Genomic DNA, 24,303 nt, shown 5'->3' on the forward strand with positions numbered 1-24,303 from the left:
TATTAACTGTTTCTTTTTTACAACAAACGCACGATCAATAAGACACGGCATCATAACCATAGATCAGGATATGTGTCTTACCTGACATGTCATAATAGAAAATATTATATTCAGTCCCCATTCCGGACGTTATAGAATCGCAGTTCTCAGCTACTACAGTAGGCTTTGTCTCATCGCCTGTCACATACAGATCTGCACCTTTTCTGTAGTAGAGAAGTCCGTCCAGAACATTCACCTTCATACCGTCATTTCCACCGGCCTTGGCTTTTTTATCAATCTCTTTCAGCTCACCGTCCTCATATCTGTAAAGCACGCCAAAGTCGTCAACAATATAAAAGCAGCGTCCTCTCTCGTCGCAGGCCACTGACTCCTTGGTTATGTCATCAAAAATCTTCTCATCAAGGCATTCCCCGTCTTTGTATTTTTTGATGGTAACAGTCCTGTTATCTTTACTGCTCTGAGCGATCATCACCGTATATTCATCTCCGGTATTTATGGTATAAACAGTACTTCTTGCAGGAAACTGCTCGATCTCTTTGTCTACTCCATGGAACATGTACGGTGTAAGTTTTGCTCCATAGAACACGGTTCCCAACAGGCTCTCGGTGTCATATATATCCTGATGCAGAGAGCTGGTACGATTACTTTGGCGAACATGATATGCTCCGGGTTTAAGAGTTCCCACACTGCCTTCATAAACCATCTCCGAACCGCCCATTCCAAATTCATAGAAATATACATTCTTTTCATTTTTACCGACGAACATGAACTGCGTGCATTTATTGTTAAGGCAGTACTGATTTATAGAGTCGGTTTCGCCGATGCCCACTTTTTGTCCATCCGAAAAGCTGTAGAACTTTCCAAGGTATTCGCTGCAGATTATTTCTCCGGCATCACTGACTGATATAACATCATAATCTCCCCGGGCTACAGGCTCCGGCTTTGAAACTTTTTCAGCGACAAAGACCGATGAATTCTTGCCGTCATACCTAACGAACGCCACCTTTTTTCCATTTGGGGAAAGAGTTGCCGAATTAACATATCCGGTCATTACCTTATACGATTTGTCTTTTTCCACATCATACCAGTAAAATGCTTTTTCACCACCTTCGGACTGACCGTACACTACAGCCTCTCCGTTGAAGCTTATGGCAGCGCAGGTATTTCGGCTGCACAGGAGCTTAAAGTTCAAATCTCTGTCCACGTAGTAGCACGGCCCGGTGATTGAACGAAGTATTGCACCACTCCACTCTTTGTCGTAATAGACATCATAGGACATTCCCAGATCTTCAGGTACATCCACAACTTTGCCGGCGTCATTATACATTTTTCTCTTGTATTCCGTTATGGTTTTGGGATTTGATCTTAACGGATATAATTCTATACCGCCCCCGGTTATGGGGATGGCCATTACCAGCATAACGGTAAGAAGTACAAATCCTGTTTTCATTTTTTTAAGCACAGCTCTCATCATAGATCACAATACCTCTCTGTTTTATGTCTCATAGCATGACAATGAATCTTATCACAGCTCCTATCATTAATACAAATCTAAACGCCATCCCGTTGCAAGAAAGCAGATAATGATTAGTCTGTGTACAGTTTTAGGGAGAATCTGTTCGATCCATAAATTATAATGGACAAAACAATGATCATTCTTTTGAGAAGGCAGGAGAACTTATGGATATTTCACACAGAAAAGTTGATAAAGTGCTTGTTTTTACAGACAAGAGCGGAGCCCCCATTGCAAACAGGGAGGTTCATATTGAGCAGACAAACCACAGCTTCCTTTTTGGATGCGGAGCGTTTGATTTCATCCCCCATGTAATGAAGGGCGATGACAGAACAAAAGAGATAACTCAGAGCTGGCTTGATATCTTTAATTACGGAACACTTCCGTTTTACTGGGGTAATTTCGAGCCCGAGGAGGGCAAGCCAAACAGCGAGATGCTCATGAATACAGCCAAATACCTTCAGAGCAAAAACGTCAAAGTCAAGGGACATCCCCTCTGCTGGCACACTGTATGCGCTGACTGGCTCATGAAATATGACAATGAAACTATTCTTAAGAAGCAGCTTGAGAGAATCGAGCGTGAAGTTGTTGGTTTTAAGGGCGTTATTGACATGTGGGATGTCATCAACGAAGTTGTTATCATGCCTATATTTGATAAATACGACAACGCCATCACCAGGATCTGCAAGGAGAAGGGGAGAGTAGGCCTTATCCGCGAGGTCTTTGCCAAGGCGCACGAGTGTAACCCCAATGCAACTCTGCTGCTTAATGACTTCAACACATCCATCAACTACGAGATTCTCATTGACGGATGTCTTAATGCAGGTGTGCCCATAAGTGCCATCGGCATCCAGTCACACCAGCATCAGGGCTACTGGGGAAAAGAGAAGCTGGAAGAAGTTCTGGATCGTTTCTCATCCTTTGGTCTTCCAATCCACTTCACAGAAAACACCCTGATTTCAGGTGAGATCATGCCTGCACACATCGTTGATCTCAACGACTGGCAGGTAGATGAATGGCCAAGCACTCCCGAGGGCGAAGAAAGGCAGGCCCGGGAGATCGAAGAGATGTATCGGATTCTCTTTTCACATCCTCTTGTTGAGGCTATTACAACATGGGATTTCAAGGACGGTGCATGGCTTAATGCACCAAGCGGATTCCTGAGAAAAGACCTCTCGAAGAAACCATCGTATGAGATGCTTAAAAAGCTTGTAAAGGACGAGTGGTGGACTGACACCACAGTTAAGACTGACGAAAACGGCCGTGTAAACTTCTCCGGATTTAAGGGTGAATACAAACTGACCGCCGGCGATATCTGCGCGGATGCGACTCTCACCGACGATCAGGAAATGGTTGTTAAACTTGTTTGATCAGAACCTGCATATATTTGAATAGGCGGAGCAAAATGCTCCGCTTGTTTTTTATCAAGTATTAAGAGGTATATCATTCCAATCGTCTTGTTCAGAGACAAGCCACTCCAGACCTCTTCTGCGCTCGGCCACTACTTCACCGTTGATCTTCGGAAGCTTTTTAAGATTTATCCTGGCATCCTCGGTGGTCCAATGGTATCTGTAAAAGAGATCCAGCATATCCAGGATTTCTTCCACATCGCGCATGTTGACCTTGGCCTTGAATTCATCATAGTCCTTACACTCGCGAACTATCTTTATCGCTTTCATATAGTCAAGCGGATCGGTTGGCATTTTGAATTCATCATCCCCTATTATGCCAAGAGCCCATACCAATGCCCAGAAAGTCTCATACTTCCATGTTATATTGCAGAGGCTTTGCTTAGTGTAGCTTCCGTTCCACAGCTCTTTTTCTTCCTTGTTCAGACAATCCTCAACGCCAAAGCGCTGAAATTCCTCGCCAAAAAAGGATTTTGATTTTTCAAATTCATTGTTCAGCGCATCGTGAGCCACCTGAATGATAAGCAAAGTCGATATTGCCTTCTTGCATATAACATCCACGTCCTTTAGCTTTACTTGAGATGCATCCTCTATGAAAGGAAGGCTCTCCAGGTATTCTATTCCCTGGTCCTTCAGAAATTCGATGTTCTCTCTCTTTCTTTGTTCCGCAGACTTACAAGAAGCTGCGCCATTCTTTTTAAATCTTTTGAAGAAATCAAACAGTCCCATAAGCATCCTCCTATAGCCAATTGTACATCATCATGCTTACTAATGTCATATTCCCTCTTTATTCTTTCTGCTTTGAACGATAGCTTCCGCCTCAGCTTCTGTTATTTCATAGAATCCGGTATCTAATCCTATGAAGTTTCTCAAAAGCTCAATATTCTCAACCCAATTGCCGTTTTTATCGATATATTCTACCACGCAACCTTTTTTTCTCATCGCTCCATTGCCAATATCGAATTTATAATATGTATACTTTTCACTTTCTGTTGATCGAAATCTTTGGGGAACAACATCGTTAACAAAAGTATTTCTCTCCTCCAAAAATGTGTCCTTGCTGATTTGAGCTCTTTTCAGTACGTACTCGCATGCTTCTTCCTCTGTATAAAACCACTCTTTATGGCAACACCTTCCTCTCTCTGAGTCAGTTATAAAGAAAATGTAAAGGTTTGTATCGGCGCTCTTATAAACCCCAAACACATCGGGCATGTTGCCCCATTTTTCATTACTGAATATATCCACTCCCGGGATGAAATGCTTAGGGCATCCGCAATAATACATTGGAAGAAGCCCTTCTCTTTCCAACTTGGCTTTTAATTCTTCTATTTTCATGAACAAAAATCTCCTTATTCGCCAATCATAAGTCAGCATCTAAACATTTTCCGTCAATGTTTTGGATAAAAACACTCTCTTCTTCCGTTATTATCTTTTTTAATTTATATAGCTGAACCTTGGACAATGGCACTCTAAATTCAATCTCTCCCTTAGGATAGCGTTTAGATATTATTGAGTCATATAATCTTTTAATAAAGCCGGACCATTGCGGTAAGTTTTCATTATCAGTTTTACCGGACAAGTACTCGAATCCGCCGGCTCTGTAAAAGACCAGCAACGCTATACTTAGATCGCATTGTTCATTGTTTAATATTTCTTGCGGAATATCAAAACCATTATCCCAATTGTAGTTGTAGACGAAGACATATAAGGTTTCCTTGTTATTTATATGAGGAATAGCACTTATTACCTCCTCTATACTCTTGTCGTACAACAACTCTTTTACTTTTAAAATTTCGTCTGAATTCATTGTCTTCATATTTTTTTATTGTATTTCAGATATTAGCGTGCTGCAACAAATTTGTACCCGGCTAAACTTCACGAAATTCTGTTCCGATGCCATTGAAGGCGCAAAAAAAGGCCATGGACATTACTTTGTCCATGGCCGTATGTCTCTATGAATCAATCTTTCTTATCAAAATCTTCAGGAACGTGAGAAAAAAGTCCCTGGCTCTGAACAGGCTCTGATGTCTCCTTGTCCTGCGCCTCAGGCTCTTCTACAACCTCTCGAAAATCCTGAACTGCAGGTTCTGCGCTCACAGGCTGCTCATTAGCTGCTCCGTAAGAACTCTCTGCCGGCTGCTCTATAACAGGTTCTTCTTTCTTGGGCTTCTTGATAGGAACATTCTCACCAACCATAGCTGACTCAGCTCTTGTGGCATAGATTCTTCCCTCTTTTGCCTTCTCCTGCTCCTCTTCTGTGGGTTCAGGAAGATTCTCAACCTCTCTGTATATCTTCATGAATTCCTTACCGGTAATAGTTTCTTCCTCAATAAGGAACTGCGCTATCTTGTCCATTGCATCAAGATGCTCGCTGATGATCTTCTTAGCCTTGTCATAACACTCAGCAAGGAGCTTCTTGACCTCGGCGTCTACTTCGGCTGCTGTCTGATCGGAGCAGTTGAGAACTCTGTTTCCGTCCAGGTATCTGTTCTGGATTGACTCAAGCTGCATAAGTCCGAACTTGTCGCTCATACCAAACATGGTGATCATACTTCGTGCCATGCTGGTAGCCTTTTCTATATCATTCTCAGCTCCGGTGGTTACTGTGTTAAAGATAACTTCCTCAGCTGCTCTTCCACCAAGAGTGACAATAATGTCATCTATTATCTCATCCTTGGTCTGAAGGAATTTCTCATCCTCAGGAACCTGCATAACATATCCGAGAGCTCCCATGGTTCTTGGAACAATCGTGATCTTCTGAACCGGTTCTGTATTCTTCTGAACTGCGCTGATAAGTGCGTGTCCTACTTCGTGATATGATACAATCTTTCTCTCTGCCTTGCTGAGGATTCGGTCCTTCTTCTCTTTTCCTACAAGAACCTGCTCAACGGCTTCCATAAGATCCTGCTGGCATACATATTCTCTGTGTGCCTTGACTGCATTGATAGCAGCCTCATTGATCATGTTGGCAAGATCGGAACCTACTGCTCCGCTGGTTGCCAGCGCGATTGCCTTAAGATCTACGGTCTCATCCATCTTAACATCTTTGGAGTGAACCTTGAGGATCTCCTCACGTCCCTTAAGGTCAGGCTTATCAACTATGATACGTCTGTCAAATCGTCCGGGTCTTAACAGTGCCTTATCAAGGATCTCAGGCCTATTGGTCGCACCGAGGATAAGTACACCCTTGGAAGAATCGAAACCATCCATCTCTGAAAGGAGCTGGTTAAGAGTCTGCTCTCTCTCCTCATTGCCTCCGCCGTACTTGCTGTCACGGCTTCTTCCGATGGCATCAATCTCATCTATGAAAATGATACATGGTGCATTCTTGCTTGCTTCGCTGAAAAGATCTCTAACCCTGCTGGCACCAACGCCGACATAGAGCTCGATGAAATCTGAACCTGCCAGTGAGAAGAAAGGCACATGTGCTTCTCCGGCAACAGCCTTGGCAAGAAGTGTCTTACCTGTTCCGGGAGGACCTACAAGCAGAGCGCCCTTGGGGAGCTTAGCTCCGATCTTGGCGTACTTACTTGGATTATGGAGGAAATCTACAACTTCCACCAAAGACTCTTTTGCCTCATCCTCTCCTGCTACATCCTTGAATGTAACTCCGGTCTCCTTCTGAACATAGACCTTGGCGTTGCTCTTACCTACGCTGAGTGGTCCGCCGCCTCTGCCCATCCTCTTAAAGATAATTGAGAGAAGGAGCCACATAAGAAGAATCGGCGCTATATAATAAAGAAGAAACGTGAGTATTGCACCTGAGCTGTCGGGAACTTCGCTTGATACCTCGACTCCCGCATCCAGCATTCTCTGGGTCAGGACGCTGTCCTCTTCTGCCTTACCTGTGTAGTAAGTAACTGTGGTATATCCTGTGAGGGAATATCCAAAGCCAAGCTGGTCTTCTGCCTTTGTTTCCTTGGGATAGATGTTGATCCTGTCTTCCTCGATAACGATCTTCTCTATCTCTCCGGCTTCTACCTTTTTAATAAAGTCGGAATAAGAAACTTCACTGTTGGTGTTTTCAGAAAATGCCCTCAGAAAATAGGTCATGAGAAACATTGTTACCAGTGCTGCCACCAACAACAGTATTAAATTCTGGCGTCTCGGAGAATTGCCTCCGCCCCCTCCGAGAGGGTTGTTATTGTTATTTCTTTGATTTTGATTATTGTCCATATATTTTCCTACTTCCTTAAATGTCCGTTCATGCTATAATAAAAAGGATGTTTTAACTATAACATAGAATTATATCGTGTACAATCGATTTAATCAAGGGGAGGCGAAAATGGCAGTAAAATACATCTTTGTGACAGGTGGTGTTGTATCAGGACTTGGAAAAGGAATCACTGCTGCGTCGCTGGGACGTCTACTTAAGGCCCGCGGCTACAAAGTTACAATGCAGAAATTTGATCCATATATCAACATAGATCCGGGTACAATGAATCCAGTTCAGCACGGAGAGGTATTCGTTACCGAAGACGGAACAGAGACAGACCTCGACCTTGGTCACTATGAGAGATTCATTGACGAGAACCTCGACAAGAATTCCAACGTTACCACAGGTAAGATATACTGGTCAGTACTTCAAAAGGAGCGTCGCGGTGATTACGGCGGAAGGACCGTTCAGGTAATTCCTCATATCACCAACGAGATAAAGAGCAAGTTCTACCGCAACTTTACAGATGATGAGACACGTATCGCCATCATCGAGGTCGGCGGAACAGTCGGAGATATTGAGTCTCAGCCGTTCCTTGAGGCTATCAGACAGTTCCAGCACGAAGTAGGACATGATAATGCAATGCTTATCCTTGTATCTCTCATTCCTTATCTTCGCTGCTCACAGGAGATCAAGACCAAGCCCACACAGTCTGCTGTTAAGACTATGCAGGGAATGGGACTTCAGCCCGACGTCATCGTCTGCAGAAGTGAGCTCGAGCTTGATATCGAGACCAAAGAGAAGATAGCTCTTTTCTGTAATGTTCCTTCAAGCCATGTACTTAACAACCTTGACCTTGAATACTTATATGAAGCACCACTTGCCATGGAAAAAGAGCATCTGGCTCAGGTTGCATGTGAGTGCTTAAACCTTGAATGTCCCGAGCCCGACCTCACAGACTGGAAGGCAATGGTTGACACACTCTACTCACTCAAGCATGAAACAAGGGTTGCCCTTGTCGGTAAATATACTCAGCTCCACGATGCATACATAAGCGTTGTTGAAGCCCTCAAGCACGGCGGTATTTCAAATCAGACCGCAGTTGATATCAAGTGGGTTGACTCAGAGGAAGTTACTGAGGACAATGTAGCAGAGATCCTTTCAGACGTTGATGGCCTTATCGTTCCCGGCGGCTTCGGCGATCGTGGTATTGAAGGTATGATAACCTCAATTAAGTATGCAAGAGAGAACAACCTTCCGTTCCTTGGCCTTTGCCTTGGAATGCAGCTGGCAATCGTAGAATTTGCCCGCGATGTTGTTGGTTACACAGATGCTCACTCAATTGAGTTTGATCCCAATACACAGCATCCTATGATAGCTCTTTTACCTGATCAGAACGGTGTTGAGGATATCGGCGGAACACTTCGTCTTGGTTCATATCCTTGCGTTCTTGATAAAGACTCCAAGGCATACGAGCTCTTCGGAGATGAGAACATCACAGAGCGTCACCGTCACAGATATGAGGTTAACAACGATTACAGGAACGTGCTTGTTCAGAACGGCATGAAGCTCTGCGGAATGTCACCTGATGGCAGGATCGTAGAGATGATCGAGCTTCCAAGCAATGACTTCCACATGGCAACTCAGGCTCATCCGGAGCTTAAGAGCCGTCCAAACAGACCACATCCTCTTTTCTCAGGATTCATCAAGGCTTCACTTGCTCATGAGAACAAGAGAAAATAATATTATTGCGATGATAAAAGGCTTTCCTCTTTTTTCTAGGAAAGCCTTTTTTATCTCATTCTGTTTCTGTTCCGTATACTTCTATCTGTGTCAGTGCCGGGAATGGGCTCGGGTCATCTGCTTTTATCAGGTTGCCGAGCTTGAGGAAGTTGATTCCTTTTTTGCTAATGTTGAAAATGTGCGGCTCCTGGACCTTCTTGTCCATCTTTATGATCTCGCTGCTGCCGTCGGAAAAGGTAAAGGTTCCTTCTACCCACCAGTTGTCATGTGGGAAATCCGCTCTTGTGTAAAGAACGATCCTGTCTATATCAACCTTTCTTCCAAAGTCCAACGTGATCTCTGCATCATCCTGTCTGTTTATTCCCCAGGATTCATATGGCCACTCGCCGTGAGAAAGTGTTGCCTTACAACCATCGATGGCATTTCTTGCAGCAAACACCGCTTCACCTCTTGTCTCAACATTGGCTGAGGCATGCGGATAAACTCCCGAAACTTCATGTTGATCGAAGGGATTAAGAGCCAGGTTTCTGTATGCTTTGACCTCGTATTCCGCTGCCTTCCTGATGGTGACTATATGTCTGTTTCCGAAAAATGACAGAGGATTATAGCTTGTCTTTTTCTCATAGAAGGGCACAGTGAAGAGAACCGTTTCCTCCTTGATAAGTACCAGCGCCGGATCGATGGTGGCATCCACCTTAACCACATAGAACTCATCGGGAGTTATTCCGGAGAACTCTATGATATCGCCTTTCCTGTATTCTCCATCCCAGGCCAAGATCACTTCTGCCTCTCCGGCTGCTTCTGCTTTCGGGACATGGTCCCAGTCGTTGTATATGCTAATCTTCATACTCGCTCCTTTTTTCTGTGAGTCAAACTGAAAATCTGCCTTCAATGCCATAGAAATCGATGGTCCTGACTTCTCCGCTCTTTAGGTGGATTGTAACAGGGCCGTAGCCTCCGCATTTCTGAGGATCTGTGTATTCCACTTTCTCTATGGGGAATATCTCATCCTCAGTAAAATCCTCAAGTGACTCCTTTGTAATTACCTGTGAGATCAGGAAGTATGGTTCATACCCATACTGCTTCTCTCTGCTGGTCTTGGCGTACATAACAATCGACTTTTTGCTGTCGGGATTTGTTCCTTCAGAGTCAATACGCTCTATACTGCTCCAGCCGTCGAATACGGTGAAGGCCATCTGCTTCTCTTTTCCCGTGTGATCATGTCCCTTAAGGACTGCTGCCCTGGCACCGTCCTTCTCTATAAATGTGACATCTGTGCCATTATCCGGAAAGCCAAACGCACCCAGAGTAATCTCAATCGGCCTTCTGTACATACGGATCTTGTCAGCTCTTATGATGCCGCAGGGAACAGTAAAATCCGCCAGATCAATGGCTGTGCGCCAGTGACATTCTGTCTCCATCTCGTAGTCAAAGAACTGTCTCCTGTAGAGAACATCGTCCTTTTCCCCGGCCCAGTAGGTGACATTACCGCGAAGAGCAATATCCTCATCCGTGTACCTTGCCACATACTGCTGGGATTCCACCGCTCTGTCCACGGTTGCCTCCCACGGGAATTTAGTGTTAAAGACGAGCTTGGAATAATTGTTCATGCCGTGCTCATCGTCTTTATGCTTAACAACCTTACCTGTCCTGAGCTCCGTTATACCGTTGGCCTCGTGGTTTGCCATGCAAAGCCCGGGTCCATCAAGAGTCCATACCTTAGTCTCATTCTCTTTTAGCTCATCCCATAGACCATTACTCTCCCTGGCCGTCCAGAAGGGATGATCCTCAGGAAGATGCAGACACAAAAGAGCCTTTGCCAGCCAGAAAGGTGATTCTGCGCAGGAGTATCCCTGAAGGAGCGGCGAAAACGGTCCGTAGAACCCAAGAGTCGGCACACCCTCCCACAAAAAATCGTCTCTTGTGAAGAACTGAAGAAGTGATCCTGAACATATGCGCCTTGCCTGTCCCGGATCCACTGATGAATTTCTCATCATGAGATTTCCGTCAATTGCACTGGTGGCTGCGTTTCTGTAAATCCCGCTCCTGCCCCACATATTGGTAAATCCGTCCCTGTCAAAGAAATACGGATAAGTCTTCATAAGTTCATTTGAGTTCTCTTCAAATCTAGCTGCGATGTATGGCTCTTTTTCATAGCCATACCAGTTGTTCCAGATGGCTGTGTACATATTGAAAGCCCAGCATGAGTAGTAGTCAAAAGAGTGCCCGTCACGATACCAGCCATCACCCACGTAGTAGTGAAGAATGTTCTCAGCGTGGTCTCTCATGATATCCTCATCTATCTCATATCCGTTCATATAAAGGAACGCCAGGTCCAGCATGTTAAAGAGCCTCCAGTTCTGAGGAACTGTGTTGGCATGTGCAAAGTCGGACAGAAAATCCGCGATCCTGTCCTTCTCCTCTTTATTGTACTTATCCCAGATTTCCTCCGCTGACAGCCACAGACAGATAACAAGAGCTGCAGTCTCCACGGTCTGCTGATAGGCAGCAAACAGATTCCCACTATCATCCGTGCTCTTCATATCGGTGTAATTCAGTACATAGTTCGCATTCCCCGGAGTTACTGCTGCCAGGACCTGCTTTGCATAGTAATCCCTGACGTTTATTCCGTTGAGCTCAAGGTCCGGCTTGATATGCAAAAGAGGCGCAGCTATGAAAAAAGATCTTGCCAGTCCCTCAAAGATTTCAGCCTTATAGCGCCACTGCGGATGCCCGGGCTGAGGGTATGTAATCTTAGTCTCATACCTTGGCATAACCACCGGATCTTCGATTGATTTCAGGTTATTAAATACTCCGGAAAGAAGGTACTCTGCCGCTTCTATCCAGCTCTCTCTGGTAAGCCCTGTATAAGGGCTGAGTTCAAAGTCTGTATGTTCAGGTGTAAATACCATTTTTTCTCCCCCGCGCCATCAGAATATCCTGAGCGCCTTGTCATCAAGCTTCATCAGCGCTTCTATAAAGTAGTAGTCTCCATAGATGATTGACATGTTGTGGCCATCGCCATGATAATCAACGGCACAGTTATTAAGAAGATTATCAGTATCAAGTCCCCAGCTGCAGCGCTTTTCGTCCAGTGTCTTAAGGAGCTTTATGGCAGCATCAAGATACTTATCTCCTCCGTCCTCCAGCTGCTGTGCCAGTTCAATGAGACCTGAAGCTGTGATTGCTGCTGCCGTGGAATCCTCGAGGTCCACATCTTTTGGCTGCCTGTAGTCTATAGGCACAAGGAAGCTTTCAGGCATTTCAGAAAGTACATAGTCTGCGATCTTCTTTGAGGTCTCCAGATATTTCTTTTCTCCGGTGTAGCGGGCCGAAAGCGCAAAGCCGTATATTCCCCAGCTCTGTCCCCTGGTCCAGGATGAGCCCACTCCGTATCCCTGTCCTCCCAGGGTTTCTGTCATCCTGCCTGTGAAGGGATCGAAAACCACGATATGATTGACGGATCCGTCCTCTCTTACGAATTCCTTCATGGCTGTGTCCGCGTGAGCGACAGCCATCATCTTAAATCTCGGATCTGTGGTCTCTTCTGACGCCCAATACAGAAGCGGAAGATTCATCATGCAGTCGATGATGGCGTAGCCTCTTCTGTCCACATTGTCCCAGTTATTCCATGCTCTTATGAAATTTCCTGCAAGGTTAAATCTTCCGGCCATGTTGTTCGCAGCCAGCATTGCCCTGTTAAGTGACTCCCTGTTCTTTTCCAGCTTGTATCTGATCACGGAAGTCGGCAGCCATTTAAAGCCGTTATCGTGATCCAGCCCCTCGGTAGTCATTAGGTTCTTATCAAGCTTCTCCTCAACTCCGATGGCTTCCTGCCTGAACATTTCATTTCCTGTCAGTGCAAAGAGCTGCCACATCTCGCCACCCCAAAAGCCGTTGGTCCACCAGCAGGGGTCAGATACACTCTTGTCATCGAACTTCCCATCTGCGGTAGTGTATGGAATCTTGTCCAAGTTCCTCTTTGTAACAGGAACCATCTTGTCTTCTATCTTTTTAAGGGTCTTAATGACCCATGCTCTCTCATCATCTGTCAGAGCTCTCATATGTGTATTCCTCCGTTTTGTCTTTTAACTTATATGCATCCTGAGCCTGCCACCTGTGCTCATCCTTATCAGCGTCCTGTAAACTTCATGCTTCCAGGATATCTTAAGCCTCTCATCGGTAATAGTATATGTCCTGATATCAATAACTTCTCCCCCCGTCACACTTACCTTTCCAAGACTTCCTACGCTTATGACACACTCTCCCAAAGTCCCTGCTTCTGCCTCCGGCCTCTCATATGTCATCAGTGTCAAAAGAGCTGTCGCGCTTCCGTCATACTTATCCCAAATATCAATGCCACTGCCCTTCTCGTGAGTAATCGTCCTATGGTACCTTCGGACCGCCTCATCCCTGTAAGCTCCCGAAATCTCCATCAAAAGTGTGCTGCTTTTCTTAGGCTGTCCGGCTGCTGCATCGCATACCACTTCCGTAGCCGCAAACTCCTTTCCGTCACTCTGCATAAGGATATCACTATCATGATAGTCCTCTGCCGCATTGCTTCCAAGCCGGGTTATTTTCACTTCAGTATCATTTTTTATAAAGGTAGGAACATTGTGGAACTGGGACTGCATGGTCCATATCTCGTATCGCCTGTCGGAAAATGTCTCCCTTGTATATGTCCCGACCCCAAGATCGATGATAAGCGGCTTACCATTCTTGTAGATGGTAAAAGAGCCGACATCATTGTGGTTGTGACTGTCTGCATTGTTTCCGGCTTTGGCGGCCAGAATGTAGGTCTCATCCCTGCTGACCATAAGCCCCGTGCTCTCGAAGAATACATCTTCGCACAGACCGGCGCTTACCGGGTACTCTGTCATATCCTCATAGCTCATGGCCTGAAGCACATGGTAAAAGAGATTTATCTCCTCCTTGAGGATCCTGGCATCATCATCTGCCTTCCTGAAGTCAGCAGCTGCAAAGGATGCGAGTACTTCATCGCCGCATAGCTTTCCAAACAGAAACTCCCTTGAAGTTCTTCTGGGACATACTGCAGCACAGTCCGCAAAGTTCACATATATGTTGTCTGTCACATTCATCCTTACAATGTAACTTGCAATATTCTTTATCAGTGGCTCCTTAAATATCTCTTCAAAGCCGCTTCCCTTAAGGACATCAGCCATCAGATAAAGAGCACCGAACAGGCACAGTCCTGCATGTGAGTAGTACTGAGCTCCCTCGTTACAGCACCCGTCATCCCCGTATTCATCAAGGAAGAAATCCAGAGATCTTGCCGAACTCTCCAGGTACTGCAAAAGCTCTTTTTCCTCAAAAAATCCTTCCGGCCTTGTGAGCGCGCAGATAAGCACGTTCTGAATTATCCAGGGCGTCCAGTTGCACATGGGCTGCCTGCCGTCTCCCATCCACCAGAAGTGCTCGTTTTCATAGGGCGTAAAGATTCTCTCTTTCAGGGCGCTTTCTATGACTTCGCTGATATCAGAGCTCTTTTCCCTAAGGACTGGGCGAAGCAGATACTCAGCAAAAGCCAGGAGTGCACCGGTCTCTGCGGCAAAAAGGTCGATTATCGGGTGAAGGACATCGGGCATCTCCTGCTGCTTCTGATCCCTGATGTGTGTGTTGTGGGCAGGAAGACACCATGAGGATTCTGAGAGGATAAGGTATATCCCGTCCAAAATATCCTGAAGGAAAGCCCCCTTGTTCTCTGCAAGCTCCGCCATTACAAGGCTGCAGAGCTTTCTCCTTCTGGAAAAATACAGTTCCTCAAACCTTACCCTGTTTCCGTTTTTTGAAAACTCCAGATAGTCGGACAAAAGGATAGCTGACCATGGCTCGGCCATAGCTCTTTTGCCCTCATTTATAAGAAGGTCCTTTAATGAGGCGGGAAGAGATTCGTATTCCCTCCTGCCTGCGATGTCGGGACACAAAGAAAACGCGCACAATGAGCGCGTTTCCTTAAAGTAGTTGTATACAAGATGTCTGGGTGAAATCTCTTTTGCCATCCTATTATCCCTTTACAGCACCGGTAGTGATTCCGGCAACAAAGTACTTCTGAAGTGAAATAAACACAATAAATACCGGTATTAATGATAACACAGATGCTGCCATGATAAGACCATACTCAGCGGAATACTGTGAAATAAACATCTTCAGTCCTATCTGCAATGTCTTCTTGGACTCGGTTGTCAGATAGATGAGTGGTCCGAGGAAGTCGTTCCAGGTGTTAACGAAGGTAAAGATGATCAGTGTTGACAGCGCCGGCTTTGAAAGCGGAAGCATGATCTTGGCGTAGATCTCGTACTCACTCATTCCGTCAATTCTTGCTGCTTCGCAAAGCGAATCAGGGATTCCTTCGTAGAACTGTCTCATCAGGAAAACTCCGAAAGCAGAGAACGCCTGAAGTATGATGATTGCAAGGTGCGTATCTGCAAGGCCGAGGCTTCTCATGAACATGAACTGAGGAACCATGTAAACCTGCCATGGTACGGCGATAGTTGCGACGTATGCCAAAAACAGGATGTTTCTTCCCTTGAATTCAAGCTTGGCAAAAGCGTAAGCAGCAAAGCTTGATGTAAGCAGCTGTAACAGTGTAACGATAAGTGTCAGCTTGGCAGTGTTTAATGTGAACTTTGCCAGAGGGATCTTGGTCCAGATATCAATGTAATTCTGCCATCTGGGAGCCTTGGGTATCCACTCGAAAGGTATTACGAATACGTCCTTGTTAAACTTAAGCGATGCGGAGATCATCCAAAGGAATGGCACAAGCATCATAAGTGCCAGGAGGATCAGCAGCGCATAGATTATGATATTTCCTATTATGCGATTGTTCTTTTTGCTCTTCACTTTTGATTCCTCCCCGTCAGTCGTTAGCGTAATTCTTCTCACCCCTGAACTGGATGAGCGTAACAACAAGAACTATGGCAAAGAGCACCAGTGCTGATGCAGAAGCTCTTCCCAGCTTCCAGTTTCTGAAAGCCTCCTCGTAGATGTAGTAGACAAGAACGATTGCGCTCTTATTAACAACACCGTTGGAACCTCCTGCCAGCATATAAACAATGTCATATACCTTGAAGCAGTTGATAGTAAGCATGATTGTTACAAAGAATGTGGTGGGCTTGAGCTGTGGAACAGTGATATGCTGGAATTTCTGCCATGCATTTGCTCCGTCAAGGGAAGCGGCTTCATAGAGATCTTCGCTTATTCCCTGGAGTCCCGCCAGATAAATAACCATATAGTAACCCATGTTCTTCCATACGGAGAACATGATAATTGTCAACATTACTGTACTTGATGATGCAGCCCATTTAAGCGGCTGTCCATGAAGTACGTTCATAATGAACTGATTCACTATTCCGCCCTTGGCCGGTGTAAAGAGCATGTTCCATACAGCGGCAACAGCAACAAGTGAAGCAACATAAGGGAAGAAGGCAACGGTCCTAAAAAAGCTCTTTCCCTTTATCTTCTGATTGAGAAGTATAGCCAGTGCCAGCGCCATAACCAGTGTGATCGGCACTGTGAATATACTGTAGATAATTGTATTCTTAAGAGCAGATGTAAATCTGTCATCCGCAAAGATCTGCGTGAAGTTGCTAAGACCCACAAACTTCATCGCATTACTTCCGTCCCACTCGGCAAAAGACATAAGCAGGGCCAGGATTATAGGTCCAAGGGTAAATACTGCAAACCCTATAAAGTTCGGTGCGATAAATGAATAGGCCACCATATTTCTTTTGCGCTGGCGCCTCTTCATATTCTTTTCCATAGCAGTAAGTTCTGCAGCCATGTGTGTTTCCTCATTTTCCTTTAATAGCGTTTTTCCTAAAAGGAGCACTTGAACTAGGTTTGTCCTGACGTTCAAGTGCTCCGTCTTTTGGTATCTGATTCTTATTTATTACTGAGCAAGAACTGCCTGAACACCTTCGTTCATTGCTGCGATAGCATCGTCAACACTTACTTCCTCGTTCATGATGAGGTCGTGCTGCTCGTTGAGAACTGTCTCGATCTCAGATGACTTGTCGTTTGCAGGCATCTCAAGATATGTGTGGCTTGTGATAAGAGCTTCCTTGGAAGCATCGTCTGTTGGGAAGCCGTCCATAGATGCGATGATGTCAACGATTGTCTTGTTTGTCATAGCAGGAATGTTACCTGTTGAAGCCATAACCTCTGCACCCTCAGCGCCGCTTACGAACTTAACGAAGTCCCAAGCTGCATCCTTGTTAGGAGCTGATGTAGGAACTGCAAGAGCTGTAATTGTTGAAAGAGTTGAACCTGCTTCTACGCCGTCAGCGTGAGGATACTTAACAATACCCCAGTTTGTGCAGTCTGTGTACTCGCCGTCCTTGATCTTCTGGATAAGAGTTGCGATGAACCATGATCCCATGTTCATTGTAGCTACGTTACCCTGAGCAAATGCTGCTGAGTAGTGAAGCCCCTGTGTCTTAAGTGTTGCATAATCCATGCAGACACCGTCTTTCTGCTGGTTAAGAACCATCTCGTAGTAAGGCTTTGTGAAGTCATACTCGCCATCAACGATGGTGTGCTTACCATCAAGGATACCATCGAGCTGGATTGTTGATCTCCATGTGTGGTAGTGAGATCCATAAACCTCAGCACCAGGTGTTGTATCTGTTACGCTTCTTGCAAGCTTGTCGTACTCTTCCCAGGTCATGTCGTTTGTAGGATAATCTACGCCGGCCTTGTCAAAGATGTCCTTGTTATAGAAGAGAACCCAGATATCTGATCTGAAAGGAAGCTCGTAGAGATTTCCGTCGATAGTAACCTGATCTGTTACTCCATTGTAGAGTGAAAGATCAACACCGTCTGCTGCGATACGGTCGTTAAGGGGCTCAAGAACACCCTTGTTAACCAGTGATACGTAGCCGGGAACATCCTTGATTGTTACTACGTCGAAGTCTGAACCTGCGCCTGAAAGCTGTGTTCCGAGAACTGTGCTGTAATCTGTTGATCCAAGGTCAACCATCTCGATTGTTACATTTGGATGAGCTGCTGTATAAGCGTCGATGAGTGGCTGATAGTAAACTGTGCTGGATACATCCCAAAGTGCCCACTTAAGTGTTACGGGCTCATCTGATGTAGTCTCTGCTGTCTCAGCTGCTGCCTCTGTTGTCTCTGCAGGAGCTGCCTCAGGCTGTGCCTGTGTTTCTGTCTGTGCTGTGTCTGCTGCAGGTGCCTGCTCTGCTGCTGCACCGCAACCTGTGATGCTTGCAACGACAAGTGTCATAGCAAGCAAAGAGCTAAGAATTCTCTTTTTCATGATAACCTCCCTCTTAATGATGCCGCCATTTAGACGGCGTGTTTGTTATACACATAGTTTATATTTTGTTAATAATTGAATGAATGTACATTCTTTATTTCTTGTTGTCAAAAAAATGCAATTTTTTTATATAAAATTGTATTTTCTTTAATTCCCCACTGCTCTAATATATACCTATGCATACCAAAAAACACTCTATTCGTAACAAAATCGTTATATGGGCTGTGGGTTTTGCCCTCATAATTGCTCTGGCAGTTGCATGCTCCAGCTATGTCCTGTCTGCGCGTTATCTCAGGGAAAACCAGCAGCAGTCTGCTCTTACGAATATTCACATCCTTGGCAACGACCTGGATTCCGACATAAACACCGTTCTTACTTTTTCAAACTGGATATGCCTCGACAGCACCATCAGCAACTACCTTCGCACCGTAGACAGATCCTATTCCCAGGATGTTCAGGCAGGAAAAAAGCTGTCCCTCAGCGCATGGAACCATCTTAATAATGAGTTCAATATTGTCGGCGTCAGAAATGCAGTAACCAGAGTTGTGATCTCAACTCCTTCGGGAACCCAGTTCCTTCAGTGTGTATCCGGCGGAAACGACCAGTCTGTAACCGATGTCCCCATGACCATAATGGACACTTCCTTTTTTGATGACCTGATAACGGCTTCGAATTTTAAATGGAACGGGTTCTATGCAAATCCCTTAAGCCGCGGCGGCAATCCAAAGGTCCTTCCTATGATAAGACCCATCTACAGTTCTTCGTCTTCAGCCCTGATCGGATGGGTATACATGGACATCCCGATCTCCGTGATCACAGACTCGCTTCGGAGTTTTGTCCTCACCAAGGATGACGCACTGTATATAACCTTCAGCCGCGGTGTCACATACAGATATACAGGCTCCGATCTGGTAAAAGAATCTGTTCCCGAAGGCGCGATTTCCTATACCCTTCCGGATACCGGATGGATTCTTTCCTACCTGCCATCGAGAACAGCTCTTATAGACAGGATGCGTTCGTACCAGCTTCTTATTGTAGTAATATCGCTGGTTATCCTCTTTGCCGGAATCATCCTGAGCATATCGCTTCAGCATACGATAACACGCCCCGTTGACAGGATCATCACAAGGCTTGATAAAATAGGCCAGGGCGACTTTTCAAGAGACGGCAAAATTGAGTGGGACAACGAGCTTGGCGAGATCGGAAGAGGTATCAACAATCTCTCCGAGAACGTATCAGATCTTATGGACAAAAGACTTCTTGACGAAAAAGCAAGGCATGACCTGGAATATCAGATTCTTCAGTCCCAGATCAATCCTCACTTTTTGTACAACACCTTAAACACCATCAAATGGATGGCGACCATTCAGGGATCCGAGGGAATAGCCGACATGTCCACTTCCCTTTCCCGCCTGATGAAGAACATCTCGAAGAGCACAGAGGATCTTATCCCGATAAGCGACGAATTTTCGCTGGTAGATGACTATTTTACCATTATGAAATACCGCTACGGCGGAACCATTGAACTGGACTATATTACAGATGACGAACTTCTGCTTAAGCAGCGTATAAACCGCTTTTCACTGCAGCCAATCATCGAGAACGCCATCTTCCACGGCATCGAGCCCAAAGGCAGTGCAGGCAGGATCACCATCCACACCTACAGGCAAGGTGACAATGTTATAATAGATGTTACAGATAACGGCGTCGGAATGACGGCTGATGCTATTGAAGAAGTCCTTTCAGGTGCCAGTCAGACCAGCACTGAGTTCTTCAGGCAGATCGGCGTCTTCAATGTCAATGAGCGCATAAAATATACCTTCGGAGACAGCTACGGTATCACAATTGAGAGTGAGCCCGGAGTTTACACCACCATGAGATTCACCCTTCCGTTCGTAGCACCGCCTGAAGAAGCTTACATATAATTTACAATTGGAGTTTTTGAATTAATGTACAGATTACTGATCGTAGATGATGAGCCTCTCGTACAGATAGGCCTTAAGAGCATGCTGGCAAAAGAGCTTGCTGACAAAATAGAAGTAGTTGGAACAGCCTCCAACGGACAGGAAGCCTGGGATATTATCTCAGAAAATCCGCCTGACATTGTCATAGCAGACATCAGAATGCCTGTAATGACAGGACTTGAGCTTTTAGGCAAGTCACACAACAAATACGGTTCTGTTCCGGCCTTTATAATGCTGACCGCCTATGAAGAATTTGAAATGGCAAGACAGGCAATAGTCTATGACGCCGTCGATTATCTTGTAAAAATAGAGCTCAATCCGAAGACTCTGACAGGTGCCATAAACAAAGCAATCCAGAGAGTTGACGAGGCTCGCCCCGCATCTGCTCCGGGAGACGTAAGCAGCACCGGTTCTCTTGAGGACCTTCGCCAGAAATTCATGCTTAAAATCTTTAATCATCTGATAAATTCTGAGGAAGATCTTATAAACGAGGCCAGGGCTCTCAACCTGTCCTTTGATTACAACCGATATATCGTGGTATTTGGCGAGATATCATCCGATAGCGCTTTTAGCTCAGAGGATGGCTTTACTCCGGAAGCCCTTGATATCTACAACTCAAGCATCAGCATGGCCAAAGAGATCATCTCACGCCACGCGCCCTGCCAGATTGTCTCAATAGACCTTCAGCACTTTGCAGTTGTCTTTTCCTTCACTGAAGACACTCCTGTCGCAGGGACAATGGATCTTATAACAGAGGCTCTGGAAAATGCCAGGACCATGATAACCAGTTATTTTAAGGGTTCTCTTACTTTTGGTATCGGCTCTGCCGTCTCTACCCCGATGGATATCGCAGTGTCTTTTGACGAAGCAAAGACCGCACAGCAGCAGGCGGATAACGCCCAACCCATAAGGCTCTTTAGCCACATCGTCGGCTCAAACCGCCGCTCCGGCAAGGACAAGCTCATCGGCGCCATCCAGCAGTATATCGATGAGAATCTGAACGGTAAGCTCCAGCTCAACGAAGTCGCCGAGGTCTTCGGCCTCTCCCCGGCTTATCTGTCAGTTCTTTTTAAGAAAAACACAGAGACCGGCTTCTCCGAGTACGTCTACACCAAGAAAATAGACAGGGCAAAAGAAATGCTCCTGTCCGGTGATATGAAGATATATGAAGTAGCTGATGCCCTGGGCTTTGAATCAGCGTACTACTTCTCCAAGGTATTCAAGAAAGTTGATGGGCACAGCCCCAGAGAATATATTCAAAGTAAAAGCGACATGTAGTAATACTGCATGTCGCTTAATTATTATATTACCCACTTTTTTAATAATGGTATGTGACTGATTATAAATACGATGAAAACTGTAATCCCAAAATCTGCAAGAACAAGCAGCGGAAGCGATATAAATGGCGTTCCCAACACCGGCTTTAAGCCAATCTTCTTAAATACGATAAGCCCAAAATCATGCACAAGATATATTCCGAGATTCATTTTAGAAAGCTTTATAATTGCTCTCATAATTTTGGTACCCGGATCTACATCCTCAAATCTGTATTTGAAAAAGACAAATGCTGCCAGACCAAAAAGCGGCATTCCGGCATTTGAGTATTTATAATAGGCATCTGTCGGATACTGCTGGCTGATTATTACAGCTGAAACTACTGCAAACATTATCAAAGCTGATGCTATACCGATGGTGTAGATTATCTTTCTTTGCTTAGGGCTAAGCTCCGCAGTTCCAAAATAGTATCCCGCAAGATAGTAAAGAATATATCCGGAAATGTTGGAAAGATCAAACTTTCCCGTGAACCATGCAGTGCTGCCCGCGACTGCCGGAATAAGCTGCAGTGTTGGAATCAGATAAGTAAGGATAAATGACACCAGAAGGAAATATCTCATGGCTTTTCTGTCCAAAGCCACAGGCCTTAGAGCCGGAGTAATTATGTAGAGTCCTGCTATGGTAAAGATATACCACATATGATATCTGCCCGATAATGTGTCATGAAGAAGTTTTTCGCCGACTCCTCCTGATAGTGACCTCGATGTCATAAAACCGCTGGTGATAAGGGCATAGAGAAATGACCAGAAAAAGTATGCACAGAGAAGTCTCGGTATATACTTTTTAAAAATATCAGAAGGACTTACCTGCCTTTGAGGATTCAAAAACAGATATCCGCTTATCATCAGGAAAACCGGGACGCTGAATCTTCCCAGCATATCAAAAATATTCAGCACTCCCCAGGGATAGACCCCAAATGGCGCCTCATACCAGCTGATTGCGCCGGTGTGGACAGTTATGACCGCTATCATGGATGCCACTTTTGCAATATCCAGAAAGCATTCTCTTTTCTTTTCCATCAGTGTCCTTTGAAACTCCTCCCGATAATTATTAATAGTATTATACGAAAAGGCACTACGTCAGAAAAGACGTAGTGCCTCATTTTTTTTAATAATGAACTTCCGCTCTCGCATCGCTCGCCGGAAGACGTTCGAACTAGCTTCGAAACTACCTCAGCAAGTTCTCTCAGCTCAAAGCTTAGGACCAGCTGCAACAAGTGCCTTACCTGCATCGTTGCCTTCATACTTCTTGAAGTTCTTTGTGAATCTCTCTGCAAGATCCTTAGCCTTAGCTTCCCACTCAGAAGCATCAGCGTATGTATCTCTTGGATCGAGGATTGCAGGATCAACTCCGGGAAGAGATGTAGGAACTTCGAAATCGAAGATCGGGATCTTCTTGGTCTCAGCCTTGAGAACATCACCGTTAAGGATTGCATCGATGATTCCACGAGTATCCTTGATGGAGATTCTCTTGCCTGTTCCGTTCCAACCTGTATTTACAAGGTAAGCCTTAGCGCCAGACTTCTGCATCTTCTTAACGAGCTCCTCACCGTACTTTGTAGGATGAAGCTCAAGGAATGCCTGACCGAAGCATGCTGAGAATGTAGGTGTAGGCTCTGTGATTCCTCTCTCTGTTCCGGCAAGCTTAGCTGTGAAGCCTGACAGGAAGTAGTACTGTGTCTGCTCAGGTGTCAGGATTGATACAGGAGGAAGTACTCCGAAAGCATCAGCTGACAGGAAGATTACGTTCTGAGCTGCAGGACCTGAAGATGTAGGATGTACATTAAGAACGATGTTCTTGATGTGGTTGATAGGATAAGATACACGAGTATTCTCTGTTACGCTCTTATCATCAAAGTCGATCTTGCCGGCAGCATCAACTGTAACGTTCTCAAGAAGAGCATCTCTCTTGATAGCGTTGTAGATATCAGGCTCAGAATCCTTATCAAGACCGATAACCTTAGCATAGCAGCCGCCCTCGAAGTTGAATACTCCGTTGTCGTCCCAGCCGTGCTCGTCATCACCGATAAGAAGTCTCTTAGGATCTGTTGAAAGTGTTGTCTTACCTGTTCCTGAAAGTCCGAAGAAGATTGCTGTGTTCTCACCGTTCATATCTGTGTTAGCTGAGCAGTGCATAGAAGCAATACCCTTAAGAGGAAGGTAATAGTTCATCATTGAGAACATACCCTTCTTCATCTCTCCGCCGTACCATGTGTTGATGATTACCTGCTCACGGCTTGTGATGTTGAAGGCTACACATGTCTCAGAGTTAAGACCAAGTGCCTTATAATCGTCAACCTTAGCAAGAGATGCGTTGTAAACAACGAAGTCAGGCTCGAAGTTTGCAAGCTCTTCATCTGTAGGAACGATGAACATGTTCTTAATGAAGTGAGCCTGCCAAGCAACCTCAACGATGAAACGAACTGCCATACGAGTATCCTTGTTAGCTCCGCAGAATGCATCAACTACAAAGAGTCTCTTGCCGCTCAGCTCGTTCCTAGCGATCTCTTTAACCTTAGCCCATGTCTCTTCTGTCATAGGGTGGTTGTCGTTCTTGTACTCCTCTGAAGTCCACCATACAGTGTCCTTAGAGTTCTCATCCATAACGATATACTTATCTTTAGGTGAACGTCCTGTGTAGATACCGGTCATAACGTTTACAGCGCCAAGCTCTGTGTCAACGCCCTTCTCATAGCCGGTAAGTTCAGGCTTCATTTCCTCTGTGTAAAGATCATCGTATGATGGATTGTGGACGATCTCTGTTGTACCTGTGATACCATACTTGGTTAAATCGATGTTTGCCATTTGTTAACCTCTTTTCTTAATAAATTTTTGCACGAATTATCATACACCTCACAATATACTGATAATTCGCGGATACACTATTAAATT

General features: G+C 45.2%; 18 protein-coding genes. 4 read left to right on the plus strand and 14 right to left on the minus strand.

Going from position 1 to position 24,303, the window contains the following annotated elements; genetic code table 11:
- Positions 1 to 34 precede the first annotated feature (34 nt).
- On the minus strand, positions 35 to 1,474 hold the full coding sequence (locus tag G590_RS0116190) for a hypothetical protein (RefSeq protein ID WP_022766705.1): 1,440 nt from the start codon (positions 1,472 to 1,474) through the stop codon (positions 35 to 37).
- A 206-nt stretch (positions 1,475 to 1,680) separates the two neighbouring features.
- On the opposite strand from G590_RS0116190, the gene G590_RS19950 reads away from it, so the two are divergent.
- Positions 1,681 to 2,883: an endo-1,4-beta-xylanase gene (locus G590_RS19950; protein ID WP_022766706.1), complete on the plus strand. Its 1,203-nt coding sequence runs from the start codon at positions 1,681 to 1,683 to the stop codon at positions 2,881 to 2,883.
- A gap of 54 nt (positions 2,884 to 2,937) precedes the next feature.
- On the opposite strand, the gene G590_RS0116200 is transcribed toward G590_RS19950, so the two are convergent.
- The 4 genes from G590_RS0116200 to ftsH all read right to left on the minus strand — a co-directional run bounded on the left by G590_RS0116200 (position 2,938) and on the right by ftsH (position 7,098).
- Positions 2,938 to 3,651 carry a DUF4272 domain-containing protein gene (locus G590_RS0116200; RefSeq protein ID WP_022766707.1) on the minus strand — a complete coding sequence of 238 codons (714 nt, stop codon included), beginning with the start codon at positions 3,649 to 3,651 and terminating at the stop codon, positions 2,938 to 2,940.
- Between the two features lie 45 nt (positions 3,652 to 3,696).
- Positions 3,697 to 4,257, minus strand: a complete 561-nt coding sequence (locus G590_RS0116205; RefSeq protein WP_022766708.1) for a hypothetical protein — start codon at positions 4,255 to 4,257, stop codon at positions 3,697 to 3,699.
- A gap of 25 nt (positions 4,258 to 4,282) precedes the next feature.
- Entirely contained in the window at positions 4,283 to 4,729 is a 447-nt protein-coding gene (locus tag G590_RS19955; RefSeq protein ID WP_022766709.1) for a DUF4274 domain-containing protein, read from the minus strand.
- A 152-nt stretch (positions 4,730 to 4,881) separates the two neighbouring features.
- Positions 4,882 to 7,098 (minus strand): ATP-dependent zinc metalloprotease FtsH, encoded by a 2,217-nt coding sequence (gene ftsH, locus G590_RS19960; protein WP_022766710.1) that lies wholly within the window; start codon positions 7,096 to 7,098, stop codon positions 4,882 to 4,884.
- Positions 7,099 to 7,207: 109 nt separating this feature from the next.
- Between ftsH and G590_RS0116220 the strand changes: the two genes are divergently transcribed.
- Complete coding sequence (locus G590_RS0116220; RefSeq protein ID WP_022766711.1) at positions 7,208 to 8,821, plus strand: CTP synthase; 1,614 nt, start codon at positions 7,208 to 7,210, stop codon at positions 8,819 to 8,821.
- Positions 8,822 to 8,876: 55 nt separating this feature from the next.
- Here the strand turns inward: G590_RS0116220 and G590_RS0116225 are convergent, their stop codons facing one another.
- The 7 genes from G590_RS0116225 to G590_RS0116255 form a co-directional block, all read right to left on the minus strand.
- Positions 8,877 to 9,668: a carbohydrate-binding protein gene (locus G590_RS0116225; protein ID WP_026494222.1), complete on the minus strand. Its 792-nt coding sequence runs from the start codon at positions 9,666 to 9,668 to the stop codon at positions 8,877 to 8,879.
- 22 nt (positions 9,669 to 9,690) lie between these two features.
- Entirely contained in the window at positions 9,691 to 11,733 is a 2,043-nt protein-coding gene (locus G590_RS0116230) for a DUF2264 domain-containing protein (RefSeq protein ID WP_022766713.1), read from the minus strand.
- A gap of 18 nt (positions 11,734 to 11,751) precedes the next feature.
- A complete protein-coding gene (locus tag G590_RS0116235) occupies positions 11,752 to 12,885 on the minus strand; it encodes a glycoside hydrolase family 88 protein (RefSeq protein WP_022766714.1) in 1,134 nt (377 codons plus the stop codon).
- A 24-nt stretch (positions 12,886 to 12,909) separates the two neighbouring features.
- Positions 12,910 to 14,841 (minus strand): heparinase II/III domain-containing protein, encoded by a 1,932-nt coding sequence (locus G590_RS0116240; RefSeq protein WP_022766715.1) that lies wholly within the window; start codon positions 14,839 to 14,841, stop codon positions 12,910 to 12,912.
- A 4-nt stretch (positions 14,842 to 14,845) separates the two neighbouring features.
- Positions 14,846 to 15,682: a carbohydrate ABC transporter permease gene (locus tag G590_RS0116245; protein WP_022766716.1), complete on the minus strand. Its 837-nt coding sequence runs from the start codon at positions 15,680 to 15,682 to the stop codon at positions 14,846 to 14,848.
- 16 nt (positions 15,683 to 15,698) lie between these two features.
- Positions 15,699 to 16,622 (minus strand): carbohydrate ABC transporter permease, encoded by a 924-nt coding sequence (locus tag G590_RS0116250; RefSeq protein ID WP_022766717.1) that lies wholly within the window; start codon positions 16,620 to 16,622, stop codon positions 15,699 to 15,701.
- A gap of 108 nt (positions 16,623 to 16,730) precedes the next feature.
- Positions 16,731 to 18,113, minus strand: a complete 1,383-nt coding sequence (locus G590_RS0116255; RefSeq protein ID WP_022766718.1) for an ABC transporter substrate-binding protein — start codon at positions 18,111 to 18,113, stop codon at positions 16,731 to 16,733.
- Positions 18,114 to 18,337: 224 nt separating this feature from the next.
- Between G590_RS0116255 and G590_RS0116260 the strand changes: the two genes are divergently transcribed.
- Both G590_RS0116260 and G590_RS0116265 read left to right on the plus strand, forming a co-directional pair.
- Positions 18,338 to 20,038: a sensor histidine kinase gene (locus G590_RS0116260; protein WP_022766719.1), complete on the plus strand. Its 1,701-nt coding sequence runs from the start codon at positions 18,338 to 18,340 to the stop codon at positions 20,036 to 20,038.
- Positions 20,039 to 20,062: 24 nt separating this feature from the next.
- Positions 20,063 to 21,355: a response regulator gene (locus G590_RS0116265; RefSeq protein ID WP_022766720.1), complete on the plus strand. Its 1,293-nt coding sequence runs from the start codon at positions 20,063 to 20,065 to the stop codon at positions 21,353 to 21,355.
- Between the two features lie 23 nt (positions 21,356 to 21,378).
- On the opposite strand, the gene G590_RS0116270 is transcribed toward G590_RS0116265, so the two are convergent.
- Together G590_RS0116270 and pckA are read right to left on the minus strand one after the other, a co-directional pair.
- Positions 21,379 to 22,431: an acyltransferase gene (locus tag G590_RS0116270; protein WP_022766721.1), complete on the minus strand. Its 1,053-nt coding sequence runs from the start codon at positions 22,429 to 22,431 to the stop codon at positions 21,379 to 21,381.
- A 171-nt stretch (positions 22,432 to 22,602) separates the two neighbouring features.
- A complete protein-coding gene (gene pckA, locus G590_RS0116275; RefSeq protein ID WP_022766722.1) occupies positions 22,603 to 24,216 on the minus strand; it encodes a phosphoenolpyruvate carboxykinase (ATP) in 1,614 nt (537 codons plus the stop codon).
- Positions 24,217 to 24,303: the final 87 nt, after the last annotated feature.

Source organism: Butyrivibrio sp. XPD2006 (genome assembly GCF_000420865.1).
Classification (GTDB): Bacteria; Bacillota; Clostridia; order Lachnospirales; family Lachnospiraceae; genus Butyrivibrio.

Bases quoted from the DNA above. Each gene is read 5' to 3' on its own strand.
- G590_RS0116205 (WP_022766708.1), bottom strand. From the start codon at position 4,257: ATGAAAATAGAAGAATTAAAAGCCAAGTTGGAAAGAGAAGGGCTTCTT.
- pckA (WP_022766722.1), bottom strand. From the start codon at position 24,216: ATGGCAAACATCGATTTAACCAAGTATGGTATCACAGGTACAACAGAG.
- G590_RS19950 (WP_022766706.1), top strand. From the start codon at position 1,681: ATGGATATTTCACACAGAAAAGTTGATAAAGTGCTTGTTTTTACAGAC.
- ftsH (WP_022766710.1), bottom strand. From the start codon at position 7,098: ATGGACAATAATCAAAATCAAAGAAATAACAATAACAACCCTCTCGGA.
- G590_RS0116265 (WP_022766720.1), top strand. From the start codon at position 20,063: ATGTACAGATTACTGATCGTAGATGATGAGCCTCTCGTACAGATAGGC.
- G590_RS0116220 (WP_022766711.1), top strand. From the start codon at position 7,208: ATGGCAGTAAAATACATCTTTGTGACAGGTGGTGTTGTATCAGGACTT.
- G590_RS0116225 (WP_026494222.1), bottom strand. From the start codon at position 9,668: ATGAAGATTAGCATATACAACGACTGGGACCATGTCCCGAAAGCAGAA.
- G590_RS0116270 (WP_022766721.1), bottom strand. From the start codon at position 22,431: ATGGAAAAGAAAAGAGAATGCTTTCTGGATATTGCAAAAGTGGCATCC.
- G590_RS0116250 (WP_022766717.1), bottom strand. From the start codon at position 16,622: ATGGCTGCAGAACTTACTGCTATGGAAAAGAATATGAAGAGGCGCCAG.
- G590_RS0116230 (WP_022766713.1), bottom strand. From the start codon at position 11,733: ATGGTATTTACACCTGAACATACAGACTTTGAACTCAGCCCTTATACA.
- G590_RS19955 (WP_022766709.1), bottom strand. From the start codon at position 4,729: ATGAATTCAGACGAAATTTTAAAAGTAAAAGAGTTGTTGTACGACAAG.
- G590_RS0116240 (WP_022766715.1), bottom strand. From the start codon at position 14,841: ATGGCAAAAGAGATTTCACCCAGACATCTTGTATACAACTACTTTAAG.
- G590_RS0116255 (WP_022766718.1), bottom strand. From the start codon at position 18,113: ATGAAAAAGAGAATTCTTAGCTCTTTGCTTGCTATGACACTTGTCGTT.
- G590_RS0116235 (WP_022766714.1), bottom strand. From the start codon at position 12,885: ATGAGAGCTCTGACAGATGATGAGAGAGCATGGGTCATTAAGACCCTT.
- G590_RS0116190 (WP_022766705.1), bottom strand. From the start codon at position 1,474: ATGATGAGAGCTGTGCTTAAAAAAATGAAAACAGGATTTGTACTTCTT.
- G590_RS0116200 (WP_022766707.1), bottom strand. From the start codon at position 3,651: ATGGGACTGTTTGATTTCTTCAAAAGATTTAAAAAGAATGGCGCAGCT.